Source organism: Asanoa ferruginea (genome assembly GCF_003387075.1).
GTDB classification, from domain to species: Bacteria; Actinomycetota; Actinomycetes; order Mycobacteriales; family Micromonosporaceae; genus Asanoa; species Asanoa ferruginea.
In genome coordinates, this window is sequence record NZ_QUMQ01000001.1 from 2,298,388 (window position 1) to 2,313,838 (window position 15,451).

Sequence of the window (15,451 nt, forward strand, 5' to 3'; positions counted from 1 at the left end):
TGCCGGGACAGAACTACAAGACTTGCGTGCTCACGCCGCTTGCCGTACCCCCGGCAGGATCTCGGTCGTGAGCCACCCGACCCGCTGGTCCCGGTCGGCCCCGGTGACCCGGAAGTTGAAGGCCGTGAAGCCCAGCCGCACGTACCCCAGGAGTGTCTCGATCACTTCCCCCGCACCGCCCGACGGCACGTCGAGGTGATAGCCGCAGGTGATCTCCTCGATCGAGCGACCGGCGCCCTCGGCGGCCCGGGCGATCCGGTCGCGCAGCGCGGGGATGGTCTCCGGCGGGGCGTGGCCGAGCGACGGGATCCACCCGTCGGCGAGCCGGCCGGTGACCGCGAGGGCCCGGGGCCCGAAGGTGCCGACCCAGATCGGGATCGGCCGCTCCGGCCGGGGCGTGATGGTCGCGGCGTCGGTGTGGTGGAGACGCCCGTTGAAGGTGAATGACGGCTCCGTCCACAGTCCCCGGATGATCTGCATCGCCTCGCCGAGACCGTCGACCTTGTCGCGCGGCGAGGGGACGCCGATGCCGAACGCCCGGAACTCGTCGTCGGAATAGCCACCGCCGAGGCCCAGGCCAAGCAGCCGCCCGCCGGAGAGCCGGTCGAGCGTCTCGGCCATCTTGGCCACCATCGCCGGCCGCCGGTAGGGCACGCCGAGCACCCGGGGCAGCACCCGCAGCCGGCTGGTGTTGGCGAGCATCCAGGTCAGCATCGTCCAGGTCTCGAAGCTCGGATCGGTGCCGCAGGGATGATCCGAGGCCGACACGAAGTCGAAGCCGGCGGCCTCGGCGACGCGCGCGGCGGCGACCGGGTCCACCGCCGGCTCAGGGGCTGAGGTGGTGGCCGGCACGTCCAGCCCGAACAGGATCTTCGTCATGCTGCTTCTCCATTCACGACCGGGCGGGGTGCCACGGTCAGCAAGGGCAGGAAGACGCCGACCAGAGGTCCGATGGCCAGCGCGTAGACGATCGTGCCGACGCCGACCGAGCCGCCCAGCAACCAGCCGATCACCAGCACGGTGAGCTCGATCAGGGTGCGGACGAGCCGGATCGAGTGGCCGCGGGCGGCCAGCCCGGTCATCAGCCCGTCGCGCGGGCCCGGTCCGAGGCCGGCGCCGACGTAGAGGCCGGTCGCGACCGCGTTGGCCAGGATGCCGGCGACCAGCAGCGCGATCCGCGGCGCGAGCGCGTCGAGGTCGGGGAGCAGCCAGAGGGTGCCGTCGGTGACCAGGCCGACGACCACGACGTTGGCGACCGTGCCGATGCCCGGGCGTTGCCGCAACGGGATCCAGAGCAGCAGCACGACGATCGCGGTGAGGTTGACGACCAGCCCGATCGACAGGCCGATCCGCTGGGCGACGCCCTGGTGGAAGACGTCCCACGGGCCGAGGCCGATGTCGGCGCGGACCATCAGCGCCAGGCTGACCCCGAAGAGCACGAGACCGGCGAACAGCCGCAACAACCTGCTTGACATGTCAAGCAGATTAGCCGCCTTCTGTTTGACATGTCAAGCAGACTGTTACGCTGGAGCGGTGACCAGGTGGTTGAGCGACGACGAGATGCGGGCGTGGCTCGGCTACCGGCGGCTGCGCACGCTCCTCGACCTTCAGATCACCCGCGACCTGGCCGCCGACTCCGGGCTCTCCGACGCCGACTACGACGTGCTCTCGACCGTCTCCTCGGCCCCCGAGCACCGGATGCGCCTTGGCGAGCTCGCCGCGTCGATCCGCTGGTCGGTCAGCCGACTCTCGCATCATGTGAGCCGGATGGAGCAGCGCGGGCTGGTGGCCCGCGACGACTGCGCCAGCGACGGCCGGGGCGCCACCGTGGTGCTCACCGACCAGGGCTGGGCGGTCATCCAGGAGGCCGCCAAACTCCACGTCGCGTCGGTCCGCGAGCACTTCATCGACCTGCTCGACCCGGCTGACCTGGCCGCGCTGGCCACCATCTCGGGCAAGGTGCTGGCCCATCTGGAGCAGAGCACCGCGCCCGACCCGGCCCGGCCCACTAGCCGCCGGCGATGACAGCACCTAGATTCGGTGCGTGTCCGTCGAACCCTTGCGCTGCGCGGCAGGTGTGATCGTCGACGACGACGGGCGCGTGTTCATCCAGCGCCGGTCGCCGACCCGCAAGCTCTTCCCCGACACCTGGGACGTCGTCGGCGGCCACCTCGAGCCCGGCGAGACCATCGACGAGGCGCTGCGCCGCGAGGTCGAGGAAGAGACCGGCTGGCGTGTCTCGATCGTGCTCGGCACCATCGGCGAGCACCGCTACTTCGGCGAAGACGGGCTGGAGCGGCTGGAGACCGACTTCCTGATCCGGGTCGACGGTGATCTCTCCCGGCCGCGGCTCGAAGCCGGCAAGCACACCAGCTACAAGTGGATCTCCCGAGACGAGCTCGACGTCCTCGACGAGAACAAAGACATCGACGGCGGCCTCGTCCGCCAGATCATCGAGGGCGGTTTCGCCCTTTTACGGCAGATCGGCTTGTAAGCCCCCGTCTTAATCCGGCAAGACGGGCCTGAGCCGGCGCACCGCTATCCTCACGTCGGGAAGAGTTTTCTTCCCGTACATCTGCTACACGTGTGGAGGCAGCGCCGGGATGATCGGCCTCGTGCTCGCAGCCGGCGCAGGTCGCCGGTTGCGCCCCTATACCGACTCGCTGCCCAAGGCCCTCGTGCCGGTCGACGGCGAGACCACCATCCTCGACATCGCGCTGCGCAACCTCGCCGCGGTCGGGCTGACCGACATCGCGGTCGTGGTGGGCTATGCGGCCGAGACGGTGGAGAAGCGCCGGCCCGACCTGGAGGCGCGCTACGGGGTCACGCTCAACCTGGTGCACAACGAGCGCGCCGAGGAGTGGAACAACGCCTACAGCCTCTGGCTGGCCCGCGACCAGTTCGCCGGCGGCGCGCTGCTGGTCAACGGCGACACCGTGCACCCGGTCTCGGTCGAGCAGACGCTGCTGGCCAACCGCGGCCCCGGCGTGCTGCTCGCCGTCGACGACGTGAAGACGCTCGCCGACGAGGAGATGAAGACCACGTTCGACGACGCCGGCCAGCTCACCCGGATCACGAAGCTGATGGACCCGGCCGCGGCCTTCGGCGAATACATCGGCGCCACGCTGATCGAGGCGTCGGCCGCCGCCGGTCTGGCCGAGGCGCTGGAGGCGACCTGGCGCCGCGATCCCGGGCTCTATTACGAAGACGGTTATCAGGAGTACGCGGACCGCGGCGGCGAGGTCCGCGCGGCGACCATCGGCGACATCCCCTGGGTCGAGGTCGACAACCACGCCGATCTCGCCCGAGCCAGGGAGATCGCGTGCCACTACTAGCCCGCACGGTCACCACGCCGCTGGCCATCGAGGTGCGCCGGGGCGCCGTCGCGGAGCTCGGCACGCTCCTGCACGACCGGCGGATCTCCGGCGGCGGCGACGTCGCCATCGTGGTCGGCCCGGGCCAGGGTGAGCGGATCGCCGACCTGGTGCGCCCGTCGCTCGGCAACGCCGACCTGTTCCACATCTGCGGCGGCACCATCGACGCCGCCACCGAGCTGGGCCAGGGGCTCCGGCAGCGCAACTACGACGCGGTGGTCGGCATCGGCGGCGGCAAGACGATCGACACCGCCAAATACGCGGCGACCCGGCTCGGCATCCCGATGGTGACGGTCGCGACGAGCCTGGCCAACGACGGCATCTGCTCGCCGGTGGCCTCCCTCGACCTCGACGGCCGGCGCGGCTCCTACGGCGTGCAGATCCCGCTCGCGATCGTCGTCGACCTCGACTTCGTCGAGAACGGCCCGGACCGGCAGACCCAGGCCGGCATCGGCGACGCGCTGTCCAACCTGAGCGCGGTCGCCGACTGGGAGTTGGCCCACCGCGAGCGCGGCGAGTCGATCGACGGCCTGGCCGTCGCGCTGTCCCGCAGCGGCGCCGAGGCGCTGGTCAACCACCCGGGCAAGATCAGCGACGACGCGTTCCTGACCACGTTGGCCGAGGCGTTGATCATGGGCGGCATCTCGATGGCCGTCGCCGAGTCGTCCCGCCCGGCCAGCGGCGGCTGCCACGAGATCTCGCACGCCATCGACCACCTGTTCCCCGGCACCGGGTCACACGGCGAGCAGGTCGGCCTCGGCGCGCTGTTCTGCACCTACCTGCGCGGCGACCAGGAGCGCTTCGTGCAACTGGCCAACTGCCTGCGCCGGCACGGGCTGCCGGTCGCGCCGGCCGACCTTGGCCTGACCGACCGCCAGTTCGGCCTGGCCGTCGCGCACGCGCCGTCGACCCGCCCGGACCGCTACACGATCCTCGAGCACCTCGCGCTTTCGCCCACCGAGATCGACACCCGGTTAGAGGGGTACGCCGATGCACTCCGCGACCTTGTCGGCTGAGCACACGACGCCGAGCGCCGGCGCCTTCTACCGGACCAACCGGGGCGGCGGCCTGTTCAGCGAGGGCCTGAGCCAGCGGGCCGGCGCCGTGTTCGCCGCGGCCGCCTACCGGCTCGGCGTCCCGCCGACCGCGCTGACCGTCGGCAACCTGGTGATCGGCCTGGCCACCTCCGCCGTGGTCGTCGCGCTGGCCTCGACCACCGTGCCGACCTGGGTCGCCGGCCTGGTCGCGCTACTGGGCTGGCAGCTCGCCTACGCGCTGGACTGCGCCGACGGGCAACTCGCCCGGGTGGCCGGCAAGACCAGCCCGGCCGGCGCGCGGGTCGACGTGCTGTGCGACATCGCGGTGCAGATCTCACTGGTCACCGCGCTGTCCGCGGTCGCGGTTGACCAGCACCCGTCGACCGCCTCGTGGTTGGTCGCGCTGTTCGCCAGCACCTGGATGGTCAACCTGGTGACCTCGGTGATGCAGTCCGGCCCCAACGCCGCCAGCATGGTCACGTCGACCTCGCTGCCGGTGCGGCTGGTCAAGCTGGTCCGCGACTACGGCGCGGTCATCTTCCTGGCCGGCCTGGTGTTGCTCGTTGTTCCACAGTGGACCGTGTGGCTGCTGGTCGCGTTCACCGTCATCAACGGCGGCTTCCTGCTCGCCAGCATCGCTTTCACCGGGCGGAGCGCGCTGCGGAGCTGAGCCGGTCGTAGGTGTCGAGCAACTGCTGGGTGACGACGTCGGGGTGGAACGTGCCCTCGTAGCGCAGCCGGGCCAGCGGCGCCTTCGCCGCGGCCTCGGCCCGGGCCACCGGGAGCGCGGCGGCCAGCGCGGCCGGCTCCGCCGGCACCGTCCAGCCGGCGTCGCCGACCAGGTAGGGCACGCCGCCCAGCGCGGTGCCGAGCACCGGTCGCCCGGCGGCCAGCGCCTCGATCACCACCGTCGGCAGCACGTCGTGCCAGGTCGGGGTGGCCAGCACCACGGCCGTCGCGGCCAGCGCCGCGTCGACCCCGGCGCGGTCGAGCCGACCCAGGAACTCGACGTCGCCGCGCTGCGCGGCGACGGACTCGACCAGCGGGCGCAGGTCACCGTCGCCGGCCACCCGCAACGTGCCGTGTGCGCCGTCGGGGTGCCGCTGCCAGGCGTCGAGCAGCAGCCGGATGCCCTTCTCCTCGGAGAGCCGACCGGAGAAGAACAGGAAGCCGTTGCCGATCGGTGCCGGCGGGCCCGGGTCGGGGATCGCGTTCGGCTTGACGGTGATCCGCTCGGGCGGAATCCCGTACGCGATCAAATGATCTTTGATGCCGTCGGTCAGCGCGAGGTAGCCGTCGACCGAGCGCCACGTCGGCCGGTGCACGGTCAACGCGGTCGCCATCACCGCGCTCTGCGCCGCCGAACCCCGGTAGCAACGGTGCCGGATCGCCGGCAACGGCAACGCGCGGCCGCGGCAGTCGTGGCAGATGCCGCCGTCGCGGAAGTAGAGCCCCGACGCGCAGACCTGCCGGTAGTTGTGCACCGTCTGGATCACCGGCAGGCCGAACCGGTGGGCGGTCCGAACGATCCAGGGCGAGATCAACGGGTACGGGTTGTGCAGGTGCAGCACGTCGGGCCGGTGCTCCCGGATCAGGTCGGCCAGGTCGCGCTGTGCCTTCGGCGCATAGATCGGCGAGATCGGCAGCAGCGCCTTGGCGGCCGGCGACATGGCCGCGATCTCGTCGGAACTGCGCAGGAACGGCAGCACCTCGACGCCCGCGGCGGCCAGTTGGGCGATCTCCAGATCGACGATGATGTTCTCGCCGGAGGGCTGGGCCTCGCGATATCGGTTGTGCGCGACGACGACCTTCATGGTGGCGTCAGGCTACCGTTGTCGACGTGCCCGAACTGCCCGAGGTGGAAGCACTCGCCGCCTACCTGCGCGACCGCGCCGTCGGTCGGCGGGTCGAGCGGCTCGAGGTGGCCGCAATCAACGCGCTGAAGACCTACGACCCGCCACCGTCCGCCGTCGCCGGCAAGGCGATCACCGGCGCCGGTCGGCACGGCAAATATCTCGACGTCGAGTTCGACGGTGGGCTGCACCTGCTGGTGCACCTGTCCCGCGCCGGCTGGCTGCACTACCGCGAGACGTTCCCGAGCAACCTGCCGCTCAAGCCGGGCAAAGGCCCGATCGCGTTGCGGGTGCGCCTCGACGACGGGTCCGGTTTCGACCTCACCGAGGCCGGCACGCAGAAACGCCTCTCGGCACACCTGGTGACCGATCCGGCCCAGGTCGAGCGGGTCGCCACTCTCGGTCCCGACGCGCTCGCCGCCGACCGGGCCACCTTCGCCGAGCGGATCCGCGGCCAGCGCGGTCAGGTCAAGGGCGTGCTCACCGACCAGAAGGTGCTCTCCGGCATCGGCAACGCCTACTCCGACGAGATCCTGCACGCGGCGAAGATGTCGCCGTTCGCCATCACCAACCGGCTTTCCGACGAGCAGCTGGCGACGCTCTACGAAGCCACGCAGACGGTGCTCAACGACGCGGTGAGCCGGTCGGTGGGGCAAAAGGCCGCGGAACTCAAGGGCGAGAAGCGCTCCGGCATGAAGGTGCACGCCCGCACCGGCCTGCCCTGCCCGGTCTGCGGCGACACCGTGCGGGAGGTCTCGTTCGCCACGACGAGCCTGCAATATTGTCCGACCTGCCAAACCGGCGGCAAACCCTTGGCGGATCGACGGCTGTCCCGGCTGGTGCGCTGAGTGAGCGCCCGGAAGCCCTGCGTACGAACCTTTTTCGACGCACAACTGACTTCTAAAAAACCCCTCAACTATCGGTATAGTGGCCCGGTCCCGCACCGACGGCGCGGGGACGACCACTCCGGCGGGTCCGGGCGTAATGTCTGTCTTCTGTCCACGGCTCAGAGCCGTTGACATGGGAGACTGATGCGGTGGGCGACCCGAGCCCGTACGGCGAGTGGGCGGAACGCGTTACCCGGGAGGACGTAGGTGAGGTGACCACCAGCCTCGAACGCCCGGTGACCAGCAACGGCCGCGGCGGCGTCGTGCGCCACGTCGACAGCTTCGAGATCCAGGTCCCGCCGCCCCCGCCGCCAAACGGCGTGCCGCGCTCGGCCTGGGCCCGGGCCCGCCGCCGCGTTTCGCGCTGGCACCGCCCCTACATTCTGATCCTGCTGGCCCTCGACTACGGCGCTGTCTCGCTCGCGAGCTACATCGCGGTCACCGAGTTCGAGAACTCCCGGGTGGGCTTCCAGGACCGCCCGACGCTGTTCACCCTCACCGCCTACGTCTTCCTGCCGCTCGGCTGGATGTTCACGCTCTGGGCCAACGGCGGCTACGACCGGCGCTTCCTCGGGCTGGGCACCGACGAGTTCAAACGCGTGGTCCGCGCCGGGCTCGTGGTGGCAGCCAGCGTGTCGTTCCTGGCCTTCGCCACGAAGACCGATTTGTCACGTATGACGGTCGGCAGCGCCCTGCTGGGCGGATTGCTCATCGTTCTGGTCGTCCGCTACCTAGCCCGCCAGGCGCTGCAACTCGTGCGCAAGCGCGGCGGCCGCGCCGGCCACCGGATGATCCTGATCGGCACCTTGCCCGAGGCGCTCGAGGTCTACACGGCCGTCACCCGCAACCCGGCCGCCGGCCTGGTGCCCGTCGGCATCCACATCACCGACGGCTACGCCGCCGCGCGGGGCATCGAGACCCCGGTGCCGGTCTACGCCGGCCGCGACGTGCTCGGCCTGGTCCGCGAGCTGGGCGCCGACACGATCGCCGTCTGCGGCTCGGCCAGCGCCGAGCCCGGCGAGCTGCGCCGGCTCGCCTGGCAGCTCGAGGGCAGCGGCGTCGACCTGGTGGTCGCCCCTCAGCTCACCGACATCGCCGGCCCCCGGGTGCACATCCGCCCCATCGAGGGCCTGCCGCTGCTACACGTCGAAGAGCCGACCCTGTCCGGCCCGGCGCTGCTGGCCAAGAACATCCTCGACCGGATGGTCGCCGCGGTCGGGCTGATCCTGCTGCTGCCGCTGTTCCTGGTCGTCGCCATCGGCATCAAGATCTCCGACAAGGGCCCGGTCTTCTTCCGCCAGGGCCGGGTCGGTCACGAGGGCCGCACCTTCCGGGTGTGGAAGCTCCGCACCATGTATGTCGACGCCGAGGACCGGCTGGCCGCCCTGGTCGACCAGAACGAGACCGACGGCATGCTCTTCAAGATCCGCGAAGACCCGCGGGTGTTCCCGTTCGGCCGCTTCCTGCGGGCCAGCTCGATCGACGAGATCCCCCAGCTGGTCAACGTGCTCAAGGGCGAGATGTCGCTGGTCGGCCCCCGCCCGCTGCCCGCCGACGACGGCGACTTCCTCGGCGACGTCCGCCGCCGGCTGCTCGTGCGCCCCGGCATCACCGGCCTGTGGCAGGTCTCCGGCCGCTCCGACCTCTCCTGGGACGAAGCGGTCCGCCTCGACCTCTACTACGTCGACAACTGGTCGCTCGCCTACGACCTGAGCATCCTCTGGCGCACCATCGGCGTCGTCGTAGCCCGCAAGGGAGCTTATTAAAAGGCCAGCCCGTTAAGGGCAAAATGCGGTCCTGGGCTCGTCTGGGGCGCGACCGTCGCTCCCGCCGGGGACCGTTCGCTTCGCTTCACTGCCAGGTCCGCCGTGGGTGCGGTTTCTTTTCCGGGCGAATGGTTGCCCTCCGTGCGAGGGCTTCCGTAATCGGTCAATGGCGGCGAGGATTCGCCGCATGAGTCCGGACCTCTCCGCGGCGGTCGCCGTGCTGGCCTTGGTCAGTGCGTTGGTTGGTGCTGTCTACGCGGTGGTCCGGCTGCGAGCAAGGCGGGGCATCGCGACCGCTACCCAGCGGGCCACCTACGAGGTGCTGCACACCGCCGGGCTGGCGGCCGAGCCATTGCGCAGCGGGCTCAACGCCGCGAGCGCCGCCAAGGCGGCCCGGTTGCTGCGGGTGCTGGTGGGCGCGTCCGGGCTGGCCCTGGCCGACGACAACACGCTGCTCGCCCTCGACGGACGCGGCGCACACCACTCGCACCAGCTCCAGGCCGCGGCCAAGAAGGCCATCGCCACCGGGCGGTCGACCGTGCTGCGCCAAGCCGAGCTGCCCTGCGACCGGGTCGACTGCGAGATCCGCGGTGCGGTCGTCGCCCCGATCCGGGCCGCGACGCCGGTCGCGCTGGTCGCCGTCGCCGACGACCAGCCGGCACCCGGGCTGGTCCAGGCGACCCTGGAGACCGCCCGCTGGGCCGCCGCACAACTGGCCCTGGCCGAGCTCGACTCGTCGCGCGAGCGGCTGGCCCGCGCCGAGGTCAAGGCGCTGCGCGCGCAGATCAGCCCGCACTTCATCTACAACGCGCTGACCGCGATCGCCTCGTTCGTGCGCACCGACCCCGAGCGGGCCCGCGAGCTGATCCTCGAATTCGCCGAGTTCACCCGCTACTCGTTCCGGGCGCACGGCGAGTTCACCACGCTCGCCGAGGAGCTGCGCTCGATCGACCGCTACCTGACCATCGAACGCGCCCGGTTCGGCGACCGGCTCCAGGTGCGGCTACAGATCGCGCCCGAGGTGCTGCCGGTCAGCCTGCCGTTCCTGTGCCTGCAACCGTTGGTGGAGAACGCGGTTCGCCACGGGCTGTCGCGCAAGCCGGGTCTGGGTATGGTGAGCATCGAGGCCCGTGATGCCGGTGCCGAGTGCCACATCACCGTCGAAGACGACGGCGTCGGCATGGATCCGGCGGCCCTCGTCGCCGGGGTCGCCGAGGCCGGCGTGGCCGGGGTCGACGACGCGGGCGCCCACGTCGGTTTGTCCAATGTCGACGAACGCCTGCGTTCGGTCTTCGGCGACGAGTTCGGCCTGGTCGTGGAAACGGGAATCGGGGCGGGAACAAGGGTGAGCATGCGGGTGCCGAAGTTCCACCCGGGCGTCCGAGCGGCCGGCGGTGCGGCATGACCGACGGCTTCCTGCGCGTGCTCGCGGTCGACGACGAGCCGCCCGCCCTCGACGAGCTGGCCTACCTGCTGCGCGCCGACCCGCGGGTGGCGAAGCTGCACACCGCGGCCGACGCGACCGAGGCGCTGCGGGTGCTCCGCGACACCGACATCGACGTGGTCTTCCTCGACATCCGGATGCCCGGCCTCGACGGCATGGAACTGGCCCGGGTGCTGCGCCGCTTCGCCCGCCCACCGGCGATCGTCTTCGTCACCGCCTACGACGACGGCGCCGTCGACGCCTTCGACCTCGGCGTCGCCGACTACGTGCGCAAGCCGGTGCAGACCGAGCGGTTGAGCGAGTCGATCCGGCGGGTGGTCAGCTCGCGGGTCGTGCCGACCCACCCGGCCGCACTGGCCCGCGCCCGCGCCGAGGAAGACCCGACGATCCCGGTCGAGCTGGCCGGCACCACCCGGATGCTGCCCCGCTCCGCAGTGCGCTGGGTCGAAGCCCAGGGCGACTACGCCCGCCTGCACACCGCCGACGGCTCACACCTCGTGCGGGTCCCGCTGGCCACGCTCGCCGACCGCTGGGCCGACGCGGGCTTCGTTCGCATCCACCGCTCCTACCTCGTGCAGCTCCGGCTGATCGCCGAGCTGCGGCTGGCCAACTCCGGCTATGTGGTGGTTGTCGACGGCGCCGAGCTGCCGGTCTCCCGGCGGCACACCCGCGAGCTGAAGGACAAGCTGGTCCGCGCGGCGAAGCAGGACTGGAACCGCTAGATCATCTCAGTCGAACGGCCGACGACGCGGAAGCGAAGTGGCTCTATCCTTCGATCGCCGATCGTGCATCCGTTCCACTGTGGATGGACACCAAACGGGGAGGAAAGAGATGAGATCCAGCTTCAGGCGAAGGGGCACCGCCGCCACCGCGGCGGTCGTCCTGGCCGGCGGCCTGGCCGCGTGGGCGTCGCCCGCGCACGCCGCCGCCAACGGCTCGATCAGCGGGCACGTGACCACCGCCGCCGGCGCGCCGGCCGGTGACGTCCTCATCCAGGCCTACGACTCGGAAACCTGGGAGGGCCGGGGCTTCACGACCACCGCGGCCGACGGGTCCTACCGGCTCGACGGGCTGGCCACCGGTCACTACCTCGTGGGCTTCAACGGCGCCGACTACGCCGAGCAATACTTCGACGGCAAGACCGAACTGTCCGATGCTGACCCGGTCAGCGTGACCGCCGGCCAGAACACGACCGTCAACGAAGGCCTGCTCGCGGCCGGCGTCGTCACGGGGCGGTTCACCGACCCGACCGGCGCTCCGTTGGAGAGCAGCCTGGTGCGGCTCTACCGGGCCGACGACGGGCGCCAGGCCGGCTCGGCCGGCACCGACAGCGACGGCACCTTCCGCACCGTGGTGCCGACCGGCTCCTACTTCGTGAGCTTCGAGCCGATCGCAGACCTCTACCAGGAGCAGTACGTGCCCGGGAAGGTCTCCCCCGCGACCGCGAAGCGGTTCGTCGTCACCGCCGACCAGGAGACGACGGTCAACGACACCGCGCTGACGGCCGGCAGCCTGAGCGGGCGGGTCACCCGATCCGACGGCACAGCGGCCCGCGACCTCCAGCTCAACGCCACGCCGTTCCAGGGCAACCGCGGCGGCGAGGGCGCGACGACCGACAGCAACGGCGGGTTCTCCATCCCGCGCCTGCTGGCCGGGCAATACGAGATCTCGTTCTGGGTCGGCAACCGCACCGAATACTTCGACCGCACGACCGACCCGGACGAGGCCGACCCGGTCACCGTGGTCGGTGGCCAGGACAACCGGATCACGCCGAGCCTGCTCCCCACCGGCAGCGTCCGGGTGCGCGCCTACGACGCGATCACCGGCGCCATCCTTCGCGACTTCTGCGCCGAAGGGCATTGCAGCAACGGCGCCAACGAAGTGGTGGTGACCGACCTCGACGTCGGGACGCAGACGATAAGCGTCAACACCGACAGCAACTACGTCAGCAGACAAGCCCAGGCCACAGTGCGCGCCAACGAGACGGTCGACCTCATCGTCCGGCTCGTGCCGGGCGCGAAGATCACCACAACGATCGTCGACAAGGCCACCGGCAAGGCGCTGGCCAACGTCTGCCTGGACGCCTACAAGCCGGGCCATGTCTTCGTCCCGGACGGCAGGGGTGAGGACCAGTGCAGCGACGCAGCCGGCAAGGTGACGCTGAGCAGGCTCGAGGCCGGCGACTACCGGGTCTTCGCCGACCCACGCAACAAGAGCTACGGCCGGCAGTGGGTGACCGCCAACGGCGGCAGTGGTGACGAACGCCAGGCCGTCACGGTGAAGGCCACCTCAGGTCGGACAGCAACCCTTGCACAGGTGAAGATCGACCGCGCCGGCTCCATCCGCGGCCGGGTGACCGACGCCGCGACCGGCGCACCGCTGTGGGCCGAGGTCGGCGTGTTCACCGGCCGCGACCAGACGACCGGCGACGACGGCGTGTTCCAGATCGACGGCCTCGGCCCCTACCGGTGGGCACTGAACTACGCCGTCAACAGTGCCGACTACGCCTCCGCCTGGACCGGCGGCGCCGTCAGCCGCTTCACCGCGACCGGCACCCAGGTGACCGCGGGCGCGGTCGCCACCGCCGACTACGCCCTCACCAAGGGCGTCACCGTGCGCGGCGCGCTGTTCGCCGGCGGGCACAGCCCGGAGTTCGCGCGCTTCAACGTGTTCAACACCGCGACGGGCGACAAGGCGGGCACCGTCGACTTCGCGGGCAACGCCTACGAGTTGCACGTGCTGCCGGGCCAGGAGATCCGGTTCAGCTACGTCATCGACATCGACGGCAAGACCTACCGGTCCGACAAGGTCGCGCTGCCGCCGGCCACCCCGGGCGGGTCGCCGCGCTACGCGGTCACCGTGCCGGCCGCCGGCATGACCCTCGACCTGACTGTCCCGATCCCATGAGCAGGAGCAGCATGAGACGAGTTCGCGCCACGGCCGCCCTTGCCGTGGCCATCCTGGCCGGGACCGTGGCCGGGTGGGCGACGCCCGCACAGGCGGCCGGCACCGGTGTCATCACCGGCCGGATCACGGCAAGCGACGGCACGCCGGCCGCCGACATCTGGGTGTCGGTGCTCGACTACGAGGAGTGGGGCGACCCGGTCGCCTACACCACCACGGCCGCCGACGGCACCTACCGCATCGGCGGGCTCAACACCGACAGCTACATCGTGTCGATGTCCGGCGGCGACCACCCGACCCAATACTTCGACGGCAAGACCGACATCAGCGAAGCCGACGAGGTACACGTCACGACCGGCCAGACCACCACGGTCAACCAGCAACTCGTCGCGACCGGTGTGCTGACCGGCCGCCTGGTCACGGCGACGGGCGAACCGCTCGTGATGAGCTGGGTCGACATCAGCGACGAAGACGGCATCGCGTCCTATGGCGCGTCCACCGACGACAACGGCGAATACCGGGCGGCGGTGCCCCCCGGCACCTACCAGCTCTCGTTCACGCCGATCGAAGACAGCTACCAGCGCCAATACGTCCCGGGGCAGCTCAGCTCCGAGACCGCGGGCCGATTCGTCGTGGCCGCGGGCCAGGAGACCCGGGCCGACGACACGGTGCTGGAGATCGGGAGCCTGAGCGGACGGCTCACCAACGACGACGGCACGCCGGTCAGCGATGCCAACGTCGACGCGCAGCCCTACCAGACCTACGGAGGCCCCGGCAGCACGACGACCGACGCCAACGGCGAGTTCTCCTTCCCGAAATTGCTGGTCGGGACCTACACGGTCCAGTTCAACGCGGGCAACCGCTACCAGTACTTCGACGGCGCGACCGAGCAGGAGGACGCCGCTCGGGTCACCGTCAGCGCGGGCCACGACACCCGGGTCACCGAGAGCATGCTCCCGACGGGCAGCATCCGGGTGCGCGCCTACGACGCGATCAGCGGCGCCATCATCCGCGACTTCTGCGCCGAAGACTTCTGCAGCGACGGCACCGGCCAGGTGCTGATGACCGACCAACTCGTCGGGCTGCGCCACGTCGGCGTGTGGGCGAACGGCAACTACCTCGACCGCGACACCACCGTCACGGTGCGGGCCAACCAGACCGCCGACCTCATCGTGCGGCTGGTGCCCGGCGCGAAGATCACCACAACGGTCGTCGACAAGGCCACCGGCAAGGCACTGGCCAACGTCTGCCTGACCGCCTACAAGCCGGCGCAGGTCTATCTGCAGGACGGCTTCGGCGACAACTGCTCCGACGCGGCAGGCAAGGTGACGCTGACCCGGCTCACGGCGGGCGACTACCGCCTGTTCGCCGAACCCCGTGACAAGGCCTACGGGCGGCAGTGGGTGACCGCCAACGGTGGCGCCGGCGACGAACGGCTGGCCGCCACGGTCAAGACCACGGCCGGCAAGACCACGACGGCTCCCGCGGTGAAGATCGACCGGGCCGGGTCGATCCGCGGCCGGGTCACCGACGCCGCGACCGGCAACCCACTCTCCGCCAGCATCGCCCTGTTCACCCAGAACCCCGGACTGGGTGCCCCCGAGACCCGGACCGACGCCGACGGCCGGTTCCAGGTCGACGGCCTCGGCCCTTACCGGTGGCCGCTGAAGTACGCCAGCTTCGGCTACGCGACCACCTGGACCGGCGGCGCGGTCAGCCGCTACGCCGCCACCGGCACGCAGGTGACCGCCGGCGCGGTGGCCACCGCCGACCTCGCGCTGACCCACGGCGTGACCGTGCGCGGCAGCGTGGTCAGCCACGGCACGCTGGACGGCTGGGGACGGATCAGCGTCTTCAACACCGTCACCGGTGACTACACGGGCACGAGCGACTTCCAGGGCAACGCGTACGAGTTGCACCTGCTGCCCGACCAGGAGATCCGCTACGACTACGACCTGCGGATCGACGGCGATTACGTCAGCTCCGACAAGGCGAAGCTGGCGCCGGCGACCCCGGGCGGCCCGCCGCGCTACTCGGTGGCCGTCCCGGCCGGCGGTCTGACCGTCGACGTGCTGGTCGACTAAGCGCGACAAATGGGAAGGCCCGCACCGTTCCCGGTGCGGGCCTTTTCGCATCTCCACAGCTTGTTCACATCGCCCGGCCGGGATCCTCACGCCTGCTCACTA

Annotated in this window: 14 protein-coding genes; 11 read left to right on the forward strand and 3 right to left on the reverse strand. The window is 70.9% G+C overall.

The window, feature by feature from the left end; translation table 11 throughout:
* Positions 1-30: 30 nt before the first annotated feature.
* Together DFJ67_RS10980 and yczE are read right to left on the reverse strand one after the other, a co-directional pair.
* Positions 31-879: an LLM class flavin-dependent oxidoreductase gene (locus tag DFJ67_RS10980; RefSeq protein ID WP_116067788.1), complete on the reverse strand. Its 849-nt coding sequence runs from the start codon at positions 877-879 to the stop codon at positions 31-33.
* Positions 876-1,475 (reverse strand): membrane protein YczE, encoded by a 600-nt coding sequence (gene yczE, locus DFJ67_RS10985; RefSeq protein WP_116067789.1) that lies wholly within the window; start codon positions 1,473-1,475, stop codon positions 876-878. Before yczE ends, DFJ67_RS10980 begins: the two co-directional genes overlap by 4 nt.
* Before the next feature lie 58 nt (positions 1,476-1,533).
* Here yczE and DFJ67_RS10990 point away from each other — a divergent pair, with 58 nt between their 5' ends.
* The 5 genes from DFJ67_RS10990 (at position 1,534) to DFJ67_RS11010 (ending at position 5,081) form a co-directional block, all read left to right on the forward strand.
* Positions 1,534-2,025, forward strand: coding sequence for a MarR family winged helix-turn-helix transcriptional regulator (locus DFJ67_RS10990; protein WP_239097041.1), 492 nt, complete (start codon positions 1,534-1,536; stop codon positions 2,023-2,025).
* 19 nt (positions 2,026-2,044) lie between these two features.
* Positions 2,045-2,494, forward strand: coding sequence for an NUDIX hydrolase (locus tag DFJ67_RS10995; protein WP_116067791.1), 450 nt, complete (start codon positions 2,045-2,047; stop codon positions 2,492-2,494).
* Positions 2,495-2,603: 109 nt separating this feature from the next.
* Complete coding sequence (locus tag DFJ67_RS11000) at positions 2,604-3,335, forward strand: phosphocholine cytidylyltransferase family protein (protein WP_116067792.1); 732 nt, start codon at positions 2,604-2,606, stop codon at positions 3,333-3,335.
* Positions 3,323-4,390 carry an iron-containing alcohol dehydrogenase family protein gene (locus tag DFJ67_RS11005; protein WP_116067793.1) on the forward strand — a complete coding sequence of 356 codons (1,068 nt, stop codon included), beginning with the start codon at positions 3,323-3,325 and terminating at the stop codon, positions 4,388-4,390. The genes DFJ67_RS11000 and DFJ67_RS11005 overlap by 13 nt, the downstream gene beginning before the upstream one ends.
* Positions 4,365-5,081 carry a CDP-alcohol phosphatidyltransferase family protein gene (locus DFJ67_RS11010; RefSeq protein ID WP_116067794.1) on the forward strand — a complete coding sequence of 239 codons (717 nt, stop codon included), beginning with the start codon at positions 4,365-4,367 and terminating at the stop codon, positions 5,079-5,081. The genes DFJ67_RS11005 and DFJ67_RS11010 overlap by 26 nt, the downstream gene beginning before the upstream one ends.
* Here DFJ67_RS11010 and DFJ67_RS11015 read toward each other — a convergent pair.
* Positions 5,053-6,225, reverse strand: a complete 1,173-nt coding sequence (locus DFJ67_RS11015; RefSeq protein WP_116067795.1) for a glycosyltransferase — start codon at positions 6,223-6,225, stop codon at positions 5,053-5,055. The genes DFJ67_RS11010 and DFJ67_RS11015 overlap by 29 nt on opposite strands.
* Positions 6,226-6,251: 26 nt before the next feature.
* On the opposite strand from DFJ67_RS11015, the gene DFJ67_RS11020 reads away from it, so the two are divergent.
* From DFJ67_RS11020 to DFJ67_RS11045, 6 genes are all read left to right on the forward strand, one after another.
* Positions 6,252-7,112, forward strand: a complete 861-nt coding sequence (locus DFJ67_RS11020; RefSeq protein ID WP_116067796.1) for an Fpg/Nei family DNA glycosylase — start codon at positions 6,252-6,254, stop codon at positions 7,110-7,112.
* Between the two features lie 302 nt (positions 7,113-7,414).
* Entirely contained in the window at positions 7,415-8,917 is a 1,503-nt protein-coding gene (locus DFJ67_RS11025; RefSeq protein WP_116076025.1) for a sugar transferase, read from the forward strand.
* Between the two features lie 187 nt (positions 8,918-9,104).
* Complete coding sequence (locus DFJ67_RS11030) at positions 9,105-10,322, forward strand: sensor histidine kinase (RefSeq protein WP_116067797.1); 1,218 nt, start codon at positions 9,105-9,107, stop codon at positions 10,320-10,322.
* A complete protein-coding gene (locus DFJ67_RS11035; protein WP_116067798.1) occupies positions 10,319-11,083 on the forward strand; it encodes a LytR/AlgR family response regulator transcription factor in 765 nt (254 codons plus the stop codon). Before DFJ67_RS11030 ends, DFJ67_RS11035 begins: the two co-directional genes overlap by 4 nt.
* 109 nt (positions 11,084-11,192) lie before the next feature.
* A complete protein-coding gene (locus tag DFJ67_RS11040) occupies positions 11,193-13,268 on the forward strand; it encodes a carboxypeptidase-like regulatory domain-containing protein (protein WP_116067799.1) in 2,076 nt (691 codons plus the stop codon).
* 11 nt (positions 13,269-13,279) lie between these two features.
* Positions 13,280-15,349, forward strand: a complete 2,070-nt coding sequence (locus DFJ67_RS11045) for a carboxypeptidase-like regulatory domain-containing protein (protein ID WP_170215798.1) — start codon at positions 13,280-13,282, stop codon at positions 15,347-15,349.
* Positions 15,350-15,451: the final 102 nt, after the last annotated feature.

Coding starts and splice junctions, on each gene's coding strand:
- DFJ67_RS10980 (WP_116067788.1), bottom strand. CDS start 879: ATGACGAAGATCCTGTTCGGGCTGGACGTGCCGGCCACCACCTCAGCC.
- yczE (WP_116067789.1), bottom strand. CDS start 1,475: ATGTCAAGCAGGTTGTTGCGGCTGTTCGCCGGTCTCGTGCTCTTCGGG.
- DFJ67_RS11000 (WP_116067792.1), top strand. CDS start 2,604: ATGATCGGCCTCGTGCTCGCAGCCGGCGCAGGTCGCCGGTTGCGCCCC.
- DFJ67_RS11010 (WP_116067794.1), top strand. CDS start 4,365: ATGCACTCCGCGACCTTGTCGGCTGAGCACACGACGCCGAGCGCCGGC.
- DFJ67_RS11015 (WP_116067795.1), bottom strand. CDS start 6,225: ATGAAGGTCGTCGTCGCGCACAACCGATATCGCGAGGCCCAGCCCTCC.
- DFJ67_RS11030 (WP_116067797.1), top strand. CDS start 9,105: ATGAGTCCGGACCTCTCCGCGGCGGTCGCCGTGCTGGCCTTGGTCAGT.
- DFJ67_RS11035 (WP_116067798.1), top strand. CDS start 10,319: ATGACCGACGGCTTCCTGCGCGTGCTCGCGGTCGACGACGAGCCGCCC.
- DFJ67_RS11040 (WP_116067799.1), top strand. CDS start 11,193: ATGAGATCCAGCTTCAGGCGAAGGGGCACCGCCGCCACCGCGGCGGTC.
- DFJ67_RS11045 (WP_170215798.1), top strand. CDS start 13,280: ATGAGACGAGTTCGCGCCACGGCCGCCCTTGCCGTGGCCATCCTGGCC.